The 18,129-nt window shown below is 68.5% G+C and carries 19 protein-coding genes and 2 pseudogenes; 11 read left to right on the forward strand and 10 right to left on the reverse strand.

The annotated features are described in order from the left end of the window. Positions 1-18: 18 nt before the first annotated feature. The 3 genes from ACH4U7_RS13980 to ACH4U7_RS13990 form a co-directional block, all read right to left on the reverse strand. A complete protein-coding gene (locus ACH4U7_RS13980) occupies positions 19-285 on the reverse strand; it encodes a hypothetical protein (RefSeq protein ID WP_398528189.1) in 267 nt (88 codons plus the stop codon). Next, on the reverse strand, positions 282-644 hold the full coding sequence (locus ACH4U7_RS13985; protein WP_398528190.1) for a DUF2089 domain-containing protein: 363 nt from the start codon (positions 642-644) through the stop codon (positions 282-284). The genes ACH4U7_RS13980 and ACH4U7_RS13985 overlap by 4 nt, the downstream gene beginning before the upstream one ends. Before the next feature lie 124 nt (positions 645-768). Next, a complete protein-coding gene (locus ACH4U7_RS13990; protein ID WP_398528191.1) occupies positions 769-1,314 on the reverse strand; it encodes a hypothetical protein in 546 nt (181 codons plus the stop codon). A gap of 76 nt (positions 1,315-1,390) precedes the next feature. Here ACH4U7_RS13990 and ACH4U7_RS13995 point away from each other — a divergent pair, with 76 nt between their 5' ends. Beyond that, on the forward strand, positions 1,391-1,894 hold the full coding sequence (locus tag ACH4U7_RS13995; protein ID WP_398528192.1) for an SRPBCC domain-containing protein: 504 nt from the start codon (positions 1,391-1,393) through the stop codon (positions 1,892-1,894). A 67-nt stretch (positions 1,895-1,961) separates the two neighbouring features. Here the strand turns inward: ACH4U7_RS13995 and ACH4U7_RS14000 are convergent, their stop codons facing one another. The 3 genes from ACH4U7_RS14000 to ACH4U7_RS14010 all read right to left on the reverse strand — a co-directional run bounded on the left by ACH4U7_RS14000 (position 1,962) and on the right by ACH4U7_RS14010 (position 4,590). Beyond that, positions 1,962-2,369 (reverse strand): hypothetical protein, encoded by a 408-nt coding sequence (locus ACH4U7_RS14000; protein WP_398528193.1) that lies wholly within the window; start codon positions 2,367-2,369, stop codon positions 1,962-1,964. A 156-nt stretch (positions 2,370-2,525) separates the two neighbouring features. Then, entirely contained in the window at positions 2,526-4,316 is a 1,791-nt protein-coding gene (locus tag ACH4U7_RS14005) for a hypothetical protein (RefSeq protein WP_398528194.1), read from the reverse strand. Positions 4,317-4,371: 55 nt separating this feature from the next. Beyond that, positions 4,372-4,590 (reverse strand): hypothetical protein, encoded by a 219-nt coding sequence (locus ACH4U7_RS14010; RefSeq protein WP_353587927.1) that lies wholly within the window; start codon positions 4,588-4,590, stop codon positions 4,372-4,374. Between the two features lie 128 nt (positions 4,591-4,718). Between ACH4U7_RS14010 and ACH4U7_RS14015 the strand changes: the two genes are divergently transcribed. Both ACH4U7_RS14015 and ACH4U7_RS14020 read left to right on the forward strand, forming a co-directional pair. Then, positions 4,719-7,859 (forward strand): AfsR/SARP family transcriptional regulator, encoded by a 3,141-nt coding sequence (locus ACH4U7_RS14015; protein WP_398528195.1) that lies wholly within the window; start codon positions 4,719-4,721, stop codon positions 7,857-7,859. A gap of 310 nt (positions 7,860-8,169) precedes the next feature. After that, the gene (locus ACH4U7_RS14020) at positions 8,170-9,207 is read left to right on the forward strand and encodes a S8 family serine peptidase (protein WP_398528196.1); all 1,038 of its coding nucleotides are present in this window, start codon (positions 8,170-8,172) and stop codon (positions 9,205-9,207) included. 270 nt (positions 9,208-9,477) lie between these two features. On the opposite strand, the gene ACH4U7_RS14025 is transcribed toward ACH4U7_RS14020, so the two are convergent. Next, complete coding sequence (locus ACH4U7_RS14025; protein ID WP_398528197.1) at positions 9,478-10,053, reverse strand: TetR/AcrR family transcriptional regulator; 576 nt, start codon at positions 10,051-10,053, stop codon at positions 9,478-9,480. A 110-nt stretch (positions 10,054-10,163) separates the two neighbouring features. Between ACH4U7_RS14025 and ACH4U7_RS14030 the strand changes: the two genes are divergently transcribed. Continuing rightward, positions 10,164-11,048: an SDR family oxidoreductase gene (locus ACH4U7_RS14030; protein WP_398528520.1), complete on the forward strand. Its 885-nt coding sequence runs from the start codon at positions 10,164-10,166 to the stop codon at positions 11,046-11,048. A 150-nt stretch (positions 11,049-11,198) separates the two neighbouring features. Here ACH4U7_RS14030 and ACH4U7_RS14035 read toward each other — a convergent pair. Next, positions 11,199-12,321 (reverse strand): annotated as a pseudogene (locus ACH4U7_RS14035) (IS630 family transposase). A gap of 96 nt (positions 12,322-12,417) precedes the next feature. Between ACH4U7_RS14035 and ACH4U7_RS14040 the strand changes: the two are divergent. From ACH4U7_RS14040 to ACH4U7_RS14055, 4 genes and pseudogenes are all read left to right on the forward strand, one after another. Continuing rightward, positions 12,418-12,969 carry a hypothetical protein gene (locus ACH4U7_RS14040; RefSeq protein WP_398528198.1) on the forward strand — a complete coding sequence of 184 codons (552 nt, stop codon included), beginning with the start codon at positions 12,418-12,420 and terminating at the stop codon, positions 12,967-12,969. Positions 12,970-13,032: 63 nt separating this feature from the next. Beyond that, positions 13,033-13,260: pseudogene (locus tag ACH4U7_RS14045) on the forward strand (prevent-host-death protein); the annotation flags it as partial. Further along, complete coding sequence (locus ACH4U7_RS14050) at positions 13,188-13,610, forward strand: PIN domain-containing protein (protein ID WP_398528199.1); 423 nt, start codon at positions 13,188-13,190, stop codon at positions 13,608-13,610. The pseudogene ACH4U7_RS14045 and the gene ACH4U7_RS14050, both read left to right, overlap by 73 nt. A 94-nt stretch (positions 13,611-13,704) precedes the next feature. Further along, positions 13,705-14,355, forward strand: a complete 651-nt coding sequence (locus ACH4U7_RS14055) for a hypothetical protein (protein ID WP_398528200.1) — start codon at positions 13,705-13,707, stop codon at positions 14,353-14,355. A gap of 23 nt (positions 14,356-14,378) precedes the next feature. Here the strand turns inward: ACH4U7_RS14055 and ACH4U7_RS14060 are convergent, their stop codons facing one another. After that, on the reverse strand, positions 14,379-14,807 hold the full coding sequence (locus ACH4U7_RS14060) for an ATP-binding protein (protein WP_398528201.1): 429 nt from the start codon (positions 14,805-14,807) through the stop codon (positions 14,379-14,381). A 180-nt stretch (positions 14,808-14,987) separates the two neighbouring features. Here ACH4U7_RS14060 and ACH4U7_RS14065 point away from each other — a divergent pair, with 180 nt between their 5' ends. The 3 genes from ACH4U7_RS14065 (at position 14,988) to ACH4U7_RS14075 (ending at position 17,091) form a co-directional block, all read left to right on the forward strand. Beyond that, complete coding sequence (locus ACH4U7_RS14065) at positions 14,988-15,902, forward strand: Scr1 family TA system antitoxin-like transcriptional regulator (protein ID WP_398528202.1); 915 nt, start codon at positions 14,988-14,990, stop codon at positions 15,900-15,902. Further along, the gene (locus tag ACH4U7_RS14070; protein WP_398528203.1) at positions 15,865-15,993 is read left to right on the forward strand and encodes a DUF397 domain-containing protein; all 129 of its coding nucleotides are present in this window, start codon (positions 15,865-15,867) and stop codon (positions 15,991-15,993) included. The genes ACH4U7_RS14065 and ACH4U7_RS14070 overlap by 38 nt, the downstream gene beginning before the upstream one ends. 282 nt (positions 15,994-16,275) lie before the next feature. Continuing rightward, positions 16,276-17,091 carry a hypothetical protein gene (locus tag ACH4U7_RS14075; RefSeq protein WP_398528204.1) on the forward strand — a complete coding sequence of 272 codons (816 nt, stop codon included), beginning with the start codon at positions 16,276-16,278 and terminating at the stop codon, positions 17,089-17,091. Positions 17,092-17,422: 331 nt separating this feature from the next. Here the strand turns inward: ACH4U7_RS14075 and ACH4U7_RS14080 are convergent, their stop codons facing one another. After that, positions 17,423-17,851, reverse strand: a complete 429-nt coding sequence (locus ACH4U7_RS14080) for a hypothetical protein (RefSeq protein ID WP_398528205.1) — start codon at positions 17,849-17,851, stop codon at positions 17,423-17,425. Positions 17,852-18,129: the final 278 nt, after the last annotated feature.

An 18,129-nucleotide genomic window follows, 5' to 3' on the forward strand; every position in this document is an offset into this window, starting at 1 on the left:
GCTCCATACTCCTCTGACTCATCTGACGCTCACCAGTAAGGCCGTTCGGCCTTCCTCGTACTCGAACCGGGTGCCGGGCAGCGCCCACAGCAGCCGTCCCGCAGCGCGCAGCGCGCCCAGCGGGCTCACCTTCACCCGGGTGACGCGGCATGCGATCACTCCGCCCAGTACGGCGAGCAGCAACAGCGGCGACAGCACCAGCACCACCGGCACGACAGGGACGTACAGCCGCCGTCGGCGGCCGTTGGAACGGCGATAGCGCACCGTCACCAACTGCGGGATCATCGGGTCTGCTCCAGCTCGGCCAGCGCCTCCTGGGCGCTGATCTCCCCCCGCTGTAGGCGGTCAATGACATCGGCGCTGGTGGGTGCCGGGTTGGTGTCGACGAAGTCGAGGTGCTCGGCGATCCGCTTCAGCCGGGACTTGATCGTCGGGTAGCTCACCCCGAAGATCCGCTCCATCTCCTTGATCGAACCGTGCGACCGTACGAACGCGGCGATGAACACCTGGTCGTCGATGCTGAGCTGAGCCAGCTGCGGCGGCTCGAACTGCCCCTCGACCACGATGCCGCTGTCGGCGAGGCGGACCCGTTCGACCACGAACGGCTGTCCGCGTGTCAGGTCCGTCAGCTCCTGCCAGTCCACCCTCGGCTCCCTTACCCTCGGTGACGCGCCTACCATTCATTTGTACCTTGAGATTTTTAAGATCGCAACGCGAGAACCTTAATTTTTTCAATCTTGCCTTCGATGCGGGTCCGATCGCCGCCGATCACGAGGGGCGTGACACCTCAAAAAGGGCAAGATTCTCAATCACGACATCAGCGGCATCCTCTTCCCCCACGCTCAGCAGCCAGTCCACGAACCGCCAGCCGTGCTCCTCCATGGGGCTCCGCTCAAACGTGGGCGCCGCGGGCCCGAAGTTCCGCTCCAGCCAGGTGAGGTACGCCTGGCGGGTGTCGAGGTACGTCTGGCGGGTGGGGGCGGGACCGTCGAACTCTTCGTCGAGGAGGCCCCAGAACAGATCCCGCAGATTGTGCGCGACGACGTAGAGATCCCCCTCGTCGCCGAGGAAGAGGACGGGCAGCGTGGCGAGGTCCGCCCGGTCGTCGAACCGCCACAGCGCGTAAAGGGAACCGGATGTGGTGGCCTGGGCGAAGGGAATTACTCGGTCATCGAACTCCGAGTTCTCCGATTCCAGCCAGAACCCTTTATGGTACTCGCGCAGTTCGAAACCTGGCGAGTAAAAGTCCGCGCATTCATCATCAAACTCTTTGAGCAGATTCAGCTCGGGTATCGGTGAGTACGTGTCGCTCACGGGGCCGCCTCGGGAAGAGATCAGACAGATGGGCCCGACCCTACTTCCCGCTCCTGGTCGGCGCTATGTTGGCGTCATGTACTCCACGCGGGTCTCCCAGCATGTGAATGCCTCGCGTTCGGCCGTCTACCGGGCGCTTACGGACGCGGACGCCCTCGCGAAATGGCGGGTGCCGACCGGTATGAGCAGCCATGTGCACACATTCGACGCCCGCGAAGGCGGGGCGTTCCGTATCTCGCTCACCTACGACCACGACCACGACCACGACGAACCGGTCAGCACCGGCAAGTCGGCTCCGCACACCGACACGTACCACGGCCACTTCGCGAGGCTCGTGCCTGACGAGCAGGTGGTCGAGGTGTTCGCGTTCGAGACCGCGGATGCCGCGCTGCGCGCCACGATGACGATGACGACCACACTCACCGACTCGGACGGCGGCGGCACCGATGTCCTCGTCGTACACGAAGGCATTCCGGACGCCGTACCCGCCGCCGACAACGAGACCGGTACGCGTATGGCGCTGGCCAACCTCGCCCGAATCGTTGAGGCGGAGGAGGCGGGGGAGGCGGAGCTTGGGTAGGTTCCCGCTCATGGTGACCGCGACAGTGCGAGAATGGCACGACGAGGAAGGCTGGGGCTGACGAAGGCTACGCCCCGCCCTTCAGCCACCGCGCGAAGGGATCGACCTCCGACAGCTCGGAATTGATCGACTTCAAGCCCCTGGCGAAGTCATGGGCCAATTTCGAGAGCATCGCGACGAGCTCGCCGTGTTCCAGGCTCTCGCATTCCGGGTCCGGAATCCAATCGGTCCGCGATTCGCACCGAATCACCGTGAGATTCCCGACCGGGCGAAAGGTCAAGGTCCTCTCGACACCCTGTGAGTACAGATCCACTACGACTTCGCGCCGTTCGCGCACGCCCGCAAGCAGCGGCGGAAGTTGCTCGATGAACGTAGACATGTCGTACGCGACATCGAGCGGCCACTCATCGGTCCCGAATCCGCTGATGTGGAATGTGCTGCCACCGGCGTCGGAGAGGGCGTCGCACGCCTCCATGACAAGGGTCTCGTAATCGTCGTCAGGCTCCGGACTCTGACCCGGACCCGGACCCGGACCCGGACCCGGACTCGGCCTTGCTGGAGCGGGAGCCACCGCGCCCTCCGATGGAGTGGCCGGATCGAACGACACGGAGAAGCCCACCGCTCCAACCTCCTAGTCCGGGCCGACGACGGGGTAAGCCGTCTTGTACAGCCCGTTCGGACTCGGGACGATGGTAGCCGCCCGCGCCGGGACGATACTGCCGTCCGGCAAGATGACCTGCCCCAATCCGTTCGGAATCCGCACCGACCTGGGTCCGGCCCCTTCGAGATGCGCCTTCTTCAGGAACTCCGCGGCGGCATCGTTGTCCAGCCACTGGCCCTGCTGATTTCCGGTGCTGCGAGCACGGTCGGTCAGACTCTTCGTGTTCTTCGCGCCCGCGCCATGGGTCTTGAAGGTGTGACCGAATGTCTTCACGCTGGTGGCGGACCAGTTGACGCAGTTTCCGGTGCGCTCGGCGGCCGCCGGAACTCGCCTTGCGAGTTGGGGAAAGGTCTGGGCGGCGGCGTTGGTACGGGTACCGCTACCCGTACCCGTACCCGTACCCGTACCCGTACCGGCTGAGCATGTCTCGCCGCGGCGCTCCCGCCCCACCTGATCGACGACCCGGTCCACCTCGCCCACGGCCAGGGCGCGGGCGTCGATGAGGGTGTTGGCCCGCGAGTAGAAGCGGAGGGTCACCCGTTGTCCGCCGGACGCCCGGGACTGCTGTTCGGCCTGGGCCTTGTACTTCGCGTCGATCGCGGCGAATACGGGGCCGGCCTCCGGGGCGGAGCAGGACAGGGAGCCGGAGACGGAGCTGCCGGTGAGGGGGAAGACGCGGCTGGGGACCGTGCAGCTCCCGGCGGGCTGACCGTCGATGGTGATGGTCGCGCTCATGGTGGCGGTGACGGTGCCGCCGGTGATACGGGCCTTGGCCTCGGTGGACAGCTTTCCGGTGAACTTCTGCAGGACCGAACATCCCCCGGATCCGCAGTTCAGCTTGCCGGCGCCGTCCAGCGTGAAGTCGACCCCGTCGTCCACCGCGCCGTTCAGCTGCTTGGCGTATTTCTCCAGGGTGTCGTACATCGCGTCGGCCTGCTCACCGACGAGCGGGGACAGCTCCATCCCCTGGGAGTCGCCGTCCTTCAACGGCCCGGTGGTCACCCGCGGAGCCACGGACGGCGTCGCCCCCGCTTCGAGCTGCTTGCGCTGATCCTTGATCAGCTCGCGCAGGTCGTAGGGTTCAAGCCGCAGCACGCGGTAGGGCTTGTTCTTGGCGACGACGAGGCGGCCCGCCGAGGTGTCGGCCCGTAGCGCGGGCACCCCGTCCACGGTCAGGGGCGGCAGGTCGGGGTCGTTCGGGTCGGGCAGTTGGTCCTGCTGGTCCAGCTGGTCCAGCGCGTCCCAGAGTTTGAACGCCAGATCGCTCGGCGGCAGGTACTGGGCCATGACCGGGTCGAGGGTGTACGACTCTCCCGGGGAGCCGACGGTCCATCTGCCCGGGGCGTCCGGGTCCTTCTGCTTCCCGTCCGGTGCCTCGTAGTCCCTCCCCTTCTTCCAGCGCGTATAGGTCTTGCCGCCGATGCGCAGGACGTCCCTGTCCAGACTCTCGACGCCATCGCCCGTGGAGCCGAACACCGTGCCGGACTCGGTCACCGTGACATCCCGCTCGGTGATGCCGACCATCGCCGTGTCCTTGTAATGCAGGCCCTTGGCTGCCGCGAGTTCGGACAGCGCTTCGACGAACGGCACCCGGTTGCGCTCCGACGCCTTCGAGTCGCCGCCGTCCGGCGCGGCCATCCAGACCAGCAGCCCGGCCACCAGGGCCAACACCACACCGGCGGCACCGCCGAGCAGCAAGAGCCTCCTGCGCTCCACCCATTGCGGCCGTGCGTCAGCCGACGTGCGCTCTTCCCCCGTCACGCCTGTTCCTTTCTGAACCGCTCCGCCGTGTCCGTGCCCGTGTCAAACGCCCGTGTCAAACGGCGCGGACGAACTGCATTTCCACTGATGCGAGGAAGGGTTGGACCCCGACGCATTGCCAGCCCACCGCCTCGATGGCGGAGACGAGTTCGTCCACGGCTCCGCGAATCTTTCTCATGGAGGGGTTGGCTCGTGGATTGATGTCAATGACGGCTTCGAATGTGAAATCGCCCCGATTGAAGGCGAACCTGGCGTCGGAGACGACTCTGTTCACATGCCGTCTTTTCATCCCAGCCATGGACCCCACGCTTCCAGCGGTACTCAGTCGTGTCTTGCCAACCATCGCCGCAGGCGCTGCAATGCAGATGAAATTTCGATGATGCGGGGGGCGGAGGCTTCGAGGTGGACGGGGGAACGCCTCAGGGGCGACCGCAGCGGCTTCGGATCGCGGTGCTCGGGCCCGTCCGGGCCTGGCGGAACGGTACGCCGCTGGATCTGGGGCCGGTGCGGCGGCAGGCGGTGCTCAGCGCGCTGGTGCTGCGGCCGGGCGTACTGGTGAGCCATGAGCAGTTGCTGGACGGGGTGTGGGGGTCGAGCCCGCCGAAGTCCGGCCGCCGGGTGCTTCCGAGCTATGTCTACCCGCTGCGGAAGGCGCTCGACGCGGGAAGCGGGCAGGAGCAGTCGGTCATCCGCAGCGACCGGGGCGGATACCGCTTCGTCGCCGATGGGGTCCGGCTCGATGTGGTCGAGCTGGCCGAGCGGGCCGACGAGGCACAGCGTGCGAAGGCATCCGGCGATCTGGCCGCCGCCGCGGACGGGTTTTCGCAGGCGCTGGCCCTGTTCCGGGGCGAGCCCCTGGCCGGGCTGCCGGGCCCGTTCACGCAGGTCGAGCGGCGGCGGCTGGCGGAGCGTCAGCGCAAGTTCCAGTTGGAGCGGCTGGAGTGCCTGGTGCTGCTGGACCGGTCCGGCGAAGCCCTGGACGACCTCGCCGCGCTGTCCGTCTCCGATCCGTACGACGAGTCGCTGCTGGCGCTGCGTATGCGCGCGCTGTACGGCAGCGAACGTCAGGCGGAGGCGCTGAACGCCTTCCAGGCCATGCGCGAGCGGCTGCGCGACGAGCTCGGGGTCGATCCCGGCAAGGAGTTGCACCGGGTGCACGAGGCGGTGCTGCGCCGCGACGACGCGTACCTCCTCGGGCGCGAGCCGGTACGCGATCCAGTACGCGAGCCGGTGCCGGTAGAGAGGCCCGTACGGGATCCGGTGCGGGATCCGGTGCGGGATCCGGTACGCGAGCCGGCCGGGAAGCCCGTACGGGATCCGGCACAGGATCCCGTATGCGAGCCCATACGGGAGCCCGTACGCGATCCGGCACAGGATCCCGTACGACGCCCCGCCGCTCCGCCCGCCCAGCCCCGCCCCAACCGCCCCGCAGTCAATGAACTGCCGGGCGACGCGGGCCACCTCATCGGCCGGAAGCCCGAACTGGCCGTGCTGACCACCCCACTTCCGCCCGACTCCATGGCGATCGTGACGGTGGACGGCCCCGCCGGGGTCGGCAAGACCGCCCTCGTCGTACGCGCGGCCCAGAGCCTGCGCGCCCACTACCCCGACGGCTGCCTGTTCGTGGATCTGCGCGCGCACAGCGCAGGGGGGCGGCAGAAGCCGGCGCCGCAGCGCGTGCTCCGGCGGTTGCTCCGCTCGCTCGGCGCGGCCGACAGCGAGGTGCCGAACGACCTCGACGAACTCACCGCCGCCTGGCGCGCCGCGACCAGCTCGCTGCGGCTGCTGCTCGTACTCGACGACGCCCTGGGTACGCGGCAGATCCGGCCGCTGCTGCCCGCCGGCCCCGGCAGCCTGGTGCTCGTGGCCGGCCGACGGCGGCTGCCCGGCCTGGACGCCGATCGGCGGGTCACCCTGGAGCCCCTGGAGACGGGCGCCGCGGTGTCCCTGCTCCGGCATATCGTCGGCGAGGACCGCGCGGACCGGGAACCGGACGCGACGCATGAGCTGGCCCGGCTGTGCGACGGGCTGCCGCTGGCGCTGCGCATCGCCGGGACGCGGCTGCAGACCCGCCCGGCCTGGACGCTGGCGTACCTGGTGGACCGTATGGCGGACGACGAGCATCGGCTCGGCGTGCTGAGCGCCGGGGACCGCAGCGTGGAGGCGGCGTTCCGCCTGTCGTACGACCAGCTCACGCCGGAGCAGCAGCGCGGGTTCCGCACCCTGGGCGTGGCCCCGACCGTCGAGTTCGATCTGCTGCTGGCCGCCGCGATGCTGGACCGGCCGTCCCGCGAGGCCGAGCGGACGCTGGAGAGCCTGGTCGATACGAGCCTCCTCCAGCAGCCCCGCCCCGGCCGCTACCGACTGCACGACCTGGTCCGGGCGCATGCCCGCCGGCTCGCGGAGGCCGCCCCCGCCGAAGCCGCCGAAGCCGCCGCGGCGCGCACCGCCGCGCTCCGCCTCTTCCTGGACGCGGGCCGGATCACCAGCGACTGGGGCCCCCGCGGCTTCCCCACCGGGCCGCGGCCCGCCGAAGCGCCGTTCGCGGGCTGGAAGGACGCGGAAGCCTGGCTGGACGCGGCCAGCGCGGAGCTCGCCGACGTCGTCGGCCACGCCGCGGCGCTCGGCGAAGCCGACTACGCCTGCTGGATCGCCGAGGCCCTGACCGACCACTTCCTGGGCCGGGGCCGCTACCACGAATGCCGTACGGCCCTCGAAACCGCGCTGGCGCACGCGGACCGGGCCGGCGACCAGCGGATGGCCCTCGCGCTGCGCAACTGCCTGGGCATCGTCGACGTCTACCAGGGCCGCTACCCGCAGGCGCGCGCCTGGTTCACCGAAGCCCTCGACGTAAGCCGCCGCCGTGCGGACCGCCGCGAAGAGGCCCGTGCGCTGGGCGGCCTGGCCGCCGCCGAGCTGAATCTGGGCCGGGCCGACCAGGCGATCCCCCATCTCACCGCGGCGGTGGAGCTGTCCCGGCAGCTCGCCGACGACTGGCTGATCTCGATGGGCCTGTGCCTCCTCGGCGCCGTTCACCACCTCCAGGGCCGGAACGAGGAGGCGCTGCTCGCCTTCGACGGCGCCCACACCCACGCCAAGGCGAACGGCAGACCCCGCATGCTCAGCCGAGTCCTGGCCCTCGCCGCCGATGTCCACGTCGGCCTAGGCGACTACGGCGCGGCCACGAACCTGCTCCGCCGGGCGGCCGACCTGGTCGAACAGGCCGGGGACATCTTCATGCACGCCCTCGCCCTGACCCGCCTGGGCACGGCGGAGCAGGGCGCGGGAAACCTGGACGACGCCATAGCCCTCCACCACCAGGCGCTCTCCCAGCACCAGGAGCTGGACCCGCTCACCGAACCCCACTACGACCGGGTCGAGATGGACATCCGCTGCCGCCTGGGCCGCGCTTACATGGCGGTGGACCGCGTCGGCGAGGCACGCGAGCAGTTCCGGATGGCGCTGGGCGTGCCGGGGGCCGCGGCGCACCCGGCGGAGCGGGCACAGGCGCTCGCGGGTCTCGATGAATGCGAGGTTTCTTAGTACTCCAGTCCGGCGCGCTGGCGAGCGATGGCCAAAGCGGTGAGATCGCTGCTCCATTCGAAGCAATTCCGATGCCTGGTCGAATATACGGATTAATCCTAAGGCATCGACTAAATTCATGAGACGTATAAACATACTGCGGTTCCTGCTGGGAGCAGTGCCCCTGGTAGCGACCCTGGCCTTGGCCCCTCCAGGTGCGAACGCCCTGGCAGCAAACAGGGCGGGGAAGGCGGTGGCCTCCGAGAACGTCTGCAGCCCCGCGCCGGATACCGTCACATGTCTGGCCGAGCTGCGAACGGACATTCCGGCGATGTCGAACTCGTCGCCGGACGGCGACAACCCGCCCGGCTACCACCCTCGCGACATTCAAAGCGCATACCAACTGCCCCGTAACGGCGGCTATGGGCGGACAGTGGCGATTGTCAGCGCGTTCGACAATCCCAACGCCGAAAGCGACCTGGCGGTCTATCGCCGTACGTTCCATCTCCCGCCGTGCACCACCGCCAATGGCTGCTTCCGGAAGATCAACCAGAACGGCGGCGACACACCGCCACCACTCACCGATCCCGGTTGGGCGACCGAGACCGCCGTCGACATCGAGGCTGTCAGCGCTGCCTGCCCCCGCTGCAGAATCCTGCTGGTCGAGGCAGACACCAACTCCCTCAGCAACATGCTCACGGCGGTGACGCAAGCCCGTACCCAGGGCGCGAAGTTCATCTCCATGAGTTGGGGCCTCTCGGAGGCTGCCGGACAACTCGCCCTTGACCAGACCTACTTCAACTTCCCCGGCATCGCCTTCGTCGCCGCCGCCGGCAACGGCGGCTACTCCGGCTTCCTCTATCCCGCGGCTTCCCAGTACGTCACCGCTGCCGGGGGTACCAGTCTGGACCGCTCGCTCCGGCGAGAGCCGGGCCCCCAGGCGAAGCGTTCCGGCTGGTACGAGAGCTCCTGGAGCCGTTCCGGCTCCGGCTGCTCCCAGATCCAGCCCAAGCCACCGTTCCAGACCGACCCCGACTGCCCCATGCGCACCGTCGCCGACGTCTCCGCGCTCGCCGACCCGGCCACCGGCTTCGCCTTCTACTCCACGTTCAGCTCCCCGGGCTGGAGGGTGATCGGCGGCACCAGTGTGTCCACCGCACTGATCGCCGCAATGTACGCGCTGGCGGGAAACCCGGGCCCGGCGGACCGCCCGAACTCCTACCCGTACGCCCACCGCCGGGCGTTCTGGGATATCGACCAGGGATCCACGGGCTCCTGCGGCGGCACCTACCTCTGCACCGCCATGATCGGGTACGACGGCCCGACCGGCATCGGCACCCCCCGAGGAGTCCTCGGCCTGCGGCGCTGAGCCAACCCTCCAGGCAGTCCCGTCCCTGGATGGCCACCGTCTCTGGATGACTGCCGTCTCTTGATGACCAACCAGGCCCAGGTCGCCGACCTGGGCCTGTGTCATGAAGCGGTGACGAGAAGCGGAGACCGAGCTCTCACTCTCCGGCAGCAGGTTGGTCATGTCGGTGGGCTCGCTAGTGCTGTGACCGGGAAGGTTCGCCGGGCTGACGGTTGAGGTCAACGGGATCCGCTCCGGCAGTGTCCTCAACGGTGCCCGCGCGAGCGGAGTTCATCTGAGTGCGGCGGCTGCAATGCGCAGTTCATGGAGTGCATGACGTGCGAGGTCGGTGAGGGGCTGCTGGTTTGCCGGATCGACCCACTGGCCGAAAGCGGAGTAGAAGGCGCGGATGCCGAGCTCGGCGGCGAGGCTCGCGGTCGGCTCCGGCACGTCGCGCTTGTGGAGCGCGTCGGTCATCGCCGCGGCCAGGCCGGTGCGTTTGAATGCGGCGCGCTCCTGCAGCTCGCCGTTGCTGGCGATGACTGCCTGGAGTCGGGTGCCAAGCCCTCGGCGGTCGTCGGTGAAGGTGGCGCAGAGGGCGTCGAGAGCCGCGGCCACCGCCTGGACGGCGGTGGCCGCGTCGGGGGCCGCGCTGATCGCTTCGGCCAGGATTCGGCTGTGCATGTCCTGGCCGGCGAACAGCACCTCCCGCTTGTCGGGGAAGTGCCGGAAGAACGTGGTCTTGGTCAGTCCGCCGGCCCGCTCGGCGATCTCGTTGACGGTGGTGGCCTCGTAGCCCTGCTCAGAGAACAGGTCGAGTGCGGCACGCACCAGTCGTTCCCGTGTGCCCGGTTCCCATCGGCCCATGGGAACAGCATAAGTGATGTGACTTAGTAACATCACACCGCTATGGTGACGTTACCAAGTCACATCACCTCGTGTACTTCAACGGCGCAAGCCACCTTGAGGAGTTACTCATGCGAGTCTTCGTCACCGGCGCCAGCGGCCACATCGGCTCGGCCGTCGTCCCAGAACTGATCCAGGCCGGACACGAGGTCATCGGCCTTGCCCGATCCGATGCTTCGGCCACCGCCGTCGAGGCAATGGGCGCCGAGGTGCGGCGTGGCGACCTCACGGGCCTGGACGGCCTGCGCGAAGCCGCAGCCGACGCGGACGCGGTCGTCCACCTCGCGTTCGACCACGACGCCATCGCCGCCGGGAACTTCCCCGGCGCAGTGGCTGCCGACCTGGCCGTCGTGCGCGCCTTCGGCGACGCACTGGTCGGCACGGGCAAGACCCTCATCGGGATCGGCCTGACCCGCACCGGCGATGCCAAGCGCGACGCGGCCATCGACGCCAACCCCCGCTCCGCTGTCGCGCGCGCGATCGCCGATTACACCGATCGCAACGTGCGCAGCATGCTCGTCGCGATTCCGCCGGTCACCCACAGTGTGCGAGACCGACACGGCTTCATCCCGCAACTCATCAAGATCGCGCGTGAGAGCGGCGTGTCCGGCTACGTCGACGACGGCGCCAACCGCTGGCCCGCCGGTCACGTCCTGGACGTCGGCCAGCTCTACCGCCTGGCGCTGGACAAGGCCCCGGCCGGATCACAGCTCTACGCCGCCACCGAAGAGGGCATCACCGTGCGCGAGATCGCCGAGACCATCGGCCGCCACCTGAACATCCCCGCCGTGAGCATCCCGGCCGAGCAAGCCGCGGACCACTTCAAGACCTTCCCGTTCATCACCCTCGACATCACGATGTCCAACATGGAAACCCAAAGGCTTCTGGACTGGGAGCCGGCCCATCCCAGCCTGCTCGCCGACCTCGACGACGGCCACTACTTCGCCGCCGGCTGATCGCCGGACCCGGAACGCCTGCAACACCTCGGCGAGCCTCCCGGCTGCCGCAAACAGCCAGGCCCGCGCCCCACCAGTCCAACCGGTGGACGAACCTTCCCTGGGCTGGTGCCGTGCGCAATGCCATGGCAGGAAAAGTCGCCGAGTTGGTCAAGCTGCGGCCGTGAGCGGTCGTCCGCCCCAGCGCATGCCTTTCTCGCTGCGGATGCGGGCGCGCTCGCGCCGTTGGGCAGCCAGCACGTCGGGGTGGCGGGCGTTCTGGTTCCGCCAGCGCAGGTAGGCGTGCAGGGCCCGGGTCTGGACAGTGTGGTTGCGGTGGTTCGAGTTGGCGACGGTGAATTGCCGCAGTGGCCCGAAGTGGGCCTCGATCGGGTTGGCCCAGGACCCGTAGGTCGGGGTGAAGCACAGCTCGACCCGGTTCTTCCTCGCCCAGCGCCGGATCTCGTCGCCCTTGCGGGCGGACAGGTTGTCCAAGATCACGTAGATCGGGGCGCCATCCGGACGGGCCGCCCGGATCGACCTCAGCGCGGGCAGGGTATTCGCGGCACCCTTCTTCCGGCGGTTGACGCCCCACAGGGTGTCGTCGCCGACGGAGTAGCAGCCGTGGAAGTAGCGAACCCCCTGGGGTGCGGTGGTAGGTCGCGGGGTGCCGCTCGGGTTGTCCCTGTTCGGCCCAGCACGACCCGCCGGTGGGCCGGATTCCGAGCGGCCCGAACTCGTCGAACGCAAACACACGATCCGGGAAGCGCTCCAGCACCTCCTCGATGCGGTCGAGCTTGGCGTCACGTTCGGGGTCCGGGGACTCCTTCCACGTCTTGGTGCGCTGAAAGGTGACGCCTCGGCGGGTGAGCAGGCACCGTAACGCCTCGCGGCCGATCCGAATCACGCGACCGTGGACGCGGCACAGGTAGGCGGCGAGTTTGCGGAGGGACCAGCGGGTGAAGGGCCGGCCGAGCTTGGTCGGACGGGTGGTAGCCGTCTGGATGACGAAGTCCTCGTCGTCAGGGCTGAGCAGGCGGGGACGACCTCCCGCCCACCGAGGGTCCAGACAGGCCAGGCCGATCTCGTTGAACCGATGGATCACGTCGCGGACGGTGTCCTCGTCGGCCTGCACCAGCTTCGCGATCACCGGGACCCGGTTCCCGCCGGCTGAGGCCAGCAGCATCATCGCCCGCCGGTACCGCACCGAACTGGTGCGGTACCGGCGCACGATCTGCTGCAGCTTCTGCCCCTCCTGATCGGTCAACCTGCGCACACGGACAGGCTCAGCCACCGCACCCCCAACGGTCGGACAGACGTCACCGCACATCCAACCGCCGGAACCACCCACCCGGCGAACCTCCCCGGTCAGAGCACCAGCGTGCCGGGCATGACGGACGACGCGCGTAACGCTGCCGAACTGGCTGGGGACGAGGGCACATTGGCCGAGAAGCCTGCCGCCGAGTGGCGGGTGGAGTGGGACACCGGGTCCCAGCCGGACCCCCGGCTCCGGTCGGTGCTGCGCGGCCACACGTACAGCGTGAACGCGGTGTCGGCCGTCGTCGTCGAGGGGCGGCACCTTGTGATCAACGTGGACGCCTCGGACGGGACCATACGGATGTGGGACCCGGCCACCGGCCGACCGGCCGGCGAGCCGCTGGTCACCGGCACGGGCTGGAGGCTCGCAGGTCTTCGTCACTACGCAGACCGAGGACACCCCCGGACGTACGACGTTGACGCTCCACGCGCTCGATCCCCGGTCCGGCGAAGAGAAGTGGCGCTCTTCTGTCACCCCCGAAGGCAAGCTCCGCCTGGTGAACCTTCTGGTCGCCGACTCCACGCCGCAGCCGGTTCCGGGCGGGTCTACGTCGCCATCGGAGACAGCATCACCGCGCTGTCGGCCACCGCGGCGGCGGGCCGCGCGGGCGAGGCGCGCGAGTAGTTCCGACACGAGGCCATTGACACCCTGTAGCACCAGATGACACGGACGGCTAGCGTGAGCAGTATGAGCGGAAAGCCTGAAATCACCCAACGCGATCTGCGCACCAGATCCGAAGAGATCACGGACGCTGTCCAGGACGGCCAAGCCTTCACCGCCACGCGCGACGGGCACCGCATCGGCGAGCTGGCCCCACTGCGGCGCAGCAGGCGGTTCGTCCCGTGCGGCGAGTTCGCGGCCATGTCCCGCACCGCTCCCGACATCTCGCTGGACGCCTTCCGCGCCGACCAGGACTGGCAGAGCTCTCCGCAGGTCCCCACGAGGTCCGCCGGAGCGAGGAGCAGGACGACTACGACGAGCACGCCGAGCGCGCCCGACGCATGGATATGCTCCAGCGCGCCGAGAACGAATTCGACCCCATCCCCTTCGATGCGGAAGCGGCCCGCATCCACGGTCGAGTCTGCGCAGCCGTGATCAGCACCGGCCGCAAACCACGGTGCAGAGTCGCCGACTTGATGATCGCCGCCGTCGCGATCGCCGAAGACCTCCCTCTTTTCACCACCAGCCCTGACGACTTCAAGGGGCTGGACGACCTGCTCACCGTCATCCCCGTCACCCGGCCGCGATTCCTCCACGACCGCTGACGGAGCTCCACACCCCGCCGGTTTCCTGGCCCGTGCGCGAGAGAACCAATGACGAGCCGCTGTGGTGATTCCCCCGCCGACGGATAATGAGTACATGGCAGCTTCCGGACCGGCTTCCCTTTCGATGTCGATGTCGATCGTCCTGGCGCGTCGTAATTCCGCGTCACTCGCATACGACCTCGCCTCAGCCAAGGGGGCCATGTACCAACTCGTAGATGCGCTGGAGGACTCCCGGACCTACCGAAATGGCAAGCGGACTGACAAAGCCCGCCGCCAAGCGAAGAGAGTCGCGCGCCAATTGCGCCGCATCAGCCGTCGGTCCTACACAGGACCGTGCGAACCTGCCCGAAGGCACAAACAGCTTGGCAGATACGTCAGCGTCCACGACCGCGATGCTCTCGATGACGGTGGCCTCAGGGCCGTCGCCAGGCAGCTCGCCCGCCTGGCCCGACTGCTACGGAAGTTCGAGCCCGGGTCCGGCGCCTCCATGGTGGTACGGGACAGCTCAGGAGAGAGCACCGCATCCAGCATGGGTGAAATCGGCCAGTCGCTCGCAATCGTACTCACCGAGATTGTTGTCGACTTGACCGCCGCCGACCTCACTGGCCTCGGGCCCGACCGGCTGCCTGGGGTGAACGCGATCTGGTCATCCGCCACTGTCTGGCCCTCCGGCGTCGCCGACCGGATACGCACCCCCTCTGTGGAGGTCGGCCCCGGCGTCTTCCTGGTGCGACTGCCTGGGTGAAGGGGCGTTCAGTCGGGAATACATCAAGGCGCCTCCACGGCGTATTCCGCCCACACCGTTTTCCCGACCGGGTGACGAGGGGTCACCCCCCACCGCGTGGCCAACAGCTCCACGAGCAGCAGCCCGCGCCCCGTCTCGTCCTCCGCCGAGGCGGTCGGCGGCCTGACCGGGAGCCGGTCCTCACGGGCGTCCGAGACGTCGATACGAATCGTGCGCGTCGGCACTTCGACGGTGATGCGGAGCCGGAAGTCCCGCCCGGGTACGCGCCCGTGGCGTACGGCATTGGAGGCGAGCTCCGCCACCAGCAGCGCCACGGTGCAGGAGGTATCCGAGGCGGGCGGATACCCCCACTCCCCCATGCGCCGCACGGCGAAGCGTCGGGCGAGCCGCGCCCCGCGCGGGGTCGAGGGGAGCCGCACGCCTTCGTCCGGGAGGGTGTTTGCCTTCAGCACGGTTGTTGTCCATTTCTGTCCATCGCTCTTTCGTACGATTCGCAGCGTGTGCGCATCGTGACTTTCCGTACTCAAGGGTCGCCTGGCGAGGCTACGCTCAAAAGGCCGTAACGCATTACCTCTCATCCCGTAAGGAACGGAAGTGATGTTTTGGCCAAAGGTATTGATCCCCAGTCGTCCATGGCCGCGCTTTTCGGGTCGCAGGTGCGCAGACTCCGGCTGGCCGCAGGGCTGACCCAGACCGGGCTGGGCGCGAAGACGCACGTGGTCGGCTCCCGGATCGCTCAAATCGAGCGGGCCTTGGGAGCGAAACCGACCTTCGAGCTGACGCAGAGGCTCGACACCGTCCTCGGGGCGGACAACCTGCTGATCGACATGTGGCCGTACGTGTACCGCGAGGCGTTCCCGGACTGGTCGCGGGCGTTCATGGCGTACGCGGAACGGGCGGTGTCGATCAGGCAGTACGCGGCGCATGTGGTGCCTGGCCTGTTACAGACGGAGGACTACGCGAGGGCCGTCCTGAGCCTCGACGCGCTGCTCAGCGGCGAGGAACAGTTGGAGGAGCGCGTAACCGCCCGCCTCGGTCGTCAGCAACGGCTCGCGTCCCCCGACCGCCCGGAGCTGTGGGTGATCCTGGACGAGGCGGTGCTGAGACGCCCGGTGGGTGGCGAGGCGGTCATGCGGGCCCAGCTGGCCCAACTACTGAAGGCAGCGGAGCAGCGCCACATCACTGTGCAGGTGCTGCCGTTCGACCACGGCGAGCACGCGGAGATGGGCGGATCCCTGACCGTGCTGACCCTGCCGGATGGTGCGGAAGTCGCCTACAAGGAGGGCGCGGACTTTGGTCAACTCTTCGAAGAACCAAGCCACGTTAAGCGTCTCGCGGTGACCTACGATCGGCTGCGGGCAGTGTCTCTGCCCCCATTCATGTCGCTTGACATGATCCGATCCGTGATGGAGGGCAACCACCGTGGAGCGAGTGTCCCGTCCCGATCTGAACGGCGTCGCCTGGCGCAAAAGCAGCTACAGCAATCAGGCCGGTGGCGACTGCGTGGAGGTGGCCAACGGGATACCTGGCGTCGTACCGGTCCGTGACAGCAAGAACCCTCAAGGCCCGGCGCTGCTCTTCCCGACCACGTCCTGGGCGGTCTTCATAACCAGATTGAAGACCGGCCACCGCCCCTGAGCCCACCGGGAGCCGGTCGTAGTCAGCCGTAGTCAGCGTTCCTGCCTCGCCGGGACCTCGTAAGCGGGGGCCCGGTGGGCCACGAACTCCCCTAAAGAACCAGAGGTAAAGAACCCCCCACCCACCCTCCCTTCCCACACGTCACCCGTACGAGTGACCGGCTTGCGGGTGTGGGATGCAGGCGGTTACGTTCGCGGCAACAACCCCAGACAGACGACGGCCCCCGCAGGGACGGCAATCCCGAACGAGGGCCTGACCGATCAGGAAGAGAACACCTTCCCGATGGCTGACACGCAGTCTAACGCGCATGCGCGCGCCGACGCCGGAGCATCAACCTCCGGCGTGATCCACATCCGTACCCGCCTCACTCGCGACTTCACCGTGATCGCCAACGCCCTCGCACAGCGGCGTGGAAGCGCGGTCACGATCGGCGTGGCGGCCTACGTCCTCTCGCTGCCGGATGGCGCGCCCGTGAGCATCGCCGCACTGTGCGAGCACTTCACGGAGGGCGAGATCCTGATCTCGCGGGCGCTGCGGGAGCTGGAGGCCGCCGGTTATCTGGAGCGGCGCCGCGAGCGCGGGCCCGGCGGGCTGATCCGTACGCGTACGTACGTCCGCGACGTACCGCAACGGGACCTGCCCACCCCACCACCGCACCCCCGAAACCCCACCCCACCAGCGCCGGAACCCACCCCCGCAGCCACTCCCCCGCCGCCACTCGCCGAGGCCGACGAACAGGCCGTCGCCCTCCTCGCCTCGCTGCGGATCGCCGACCCACGGCTGATCCTCTCCAGGCGCGAGGTGGCCGAGCTGGCACCGGCCGTCACGCAGTGGCTCGCGGCAGGCGTGAGCCCCAGGCAGATCACCGGCGCGCTCACCACCGGCCTCCCGGACCGCTTATTCGCCCGCCCAGCCCGGATCCTGGCGTGCCGCCTCAGCGAACCGCCCCTTGCCGCTCCTGAGTCCGCCGCTGCCGTGCCCCGGACATCGCCAGTAAATCCCCTGCCGTGGCAGACCTGCGACGGCTGCGAACGCGCCTTCCGCGCAGCGGAGCCGTCCCGCTGCCGCGACTGCAGAGAGCTGTCTGTGGCGTGCTAACCAGACAGCGGCCTTGGTAGTAGTCGTCGTCCTCGGACGAGTTCACGACGTACGGGCTTTTCACAGGTGTGTTGTGCATGGTGATACTCCTTCGGAAGTTGATGAAGTGGAGCCGTGGAGCCGCCGACACGGGGCGGTGAGAAGAAGCCTCGGAGTGTCCGGCGGGCTCGGCAACGATTTCGGGTGTCCGGGACAGTCCAGGAATGTCCGCGCAGGTCAGCGGGGGTGTCCGGGACAGGCTCAGCGCACGCTGACGAGCGAGGCCGGCGAGGGCCCACGCCCTGTGGAGCGTGGGCCTCTCCGGCGCCGTCCGAGGAGCGGCCGAGCTGGATCAGCGGGCGTAGATGGACCGCGCCTTGATGCGGAGGTCGTCGCCCCACGTCGTGCACAAGGTGGTGCCGCCGGGCTTGTACTGCTTGGTTCCGTTCGCCTGGATCCGCCAGCCGGGGTAGGCGATGAAGCCGCCGCCCTTCTTGTACAGGCCGCCGTTGCCGCCGACCGTGTAGCCCGGCAGGTAGTAGTGGGTGCCGCGCGAGGTCACGAGGTACGGGCACCCGTCCCACTTCTGAAACTTGCCGTAGAACTTCGACTGGCTCAGCGGCTGCGCCGCCGCCGCGTTGACGGCCGTTTCGGTGACGACCGTGCTCGAAGCCGAGGTCGGCGCGGGAGCCCCGATGGCCTCCGCGGCCGGGCCAGCGGCGACCGCCGCGCCGCACATGACGGCTGCGATGGCGAGCCCGGTACGCCTGTGTGTGTTCATGATGAATGTGCCCTTCCAGATGAGTGGAGATGTGAAAACCGGTTGGGGTGAACGCCCGTTGGTGTCGGCCCCGGTTGGTGCCTGACATCGAGTTCAGCGGCTGCGGAATTGAATGGCAGCCCTCTCCTGCCGGTCTGATCAATGCCCGCACACCAGGTCATGGGGGTGCTGCTGTGACTGAGCGCCGTAGTTGGCAAGTGCGCGCTTTAGCTGGCGGGCCGTGAGCGTTGCACTTGGCGGGCGGGCCGCCTCTCGTGGTCTGGCTCCACCCAGGCCGG

Source organism: Streptomyces sp. NPDC020845 (assembly GCF_044334165.1).
Classification (GTDB): Bacteria; Actinomycetota; Actinomycetes; order Streptomycetales; family Streptomycetaceae; genus Streptomyces.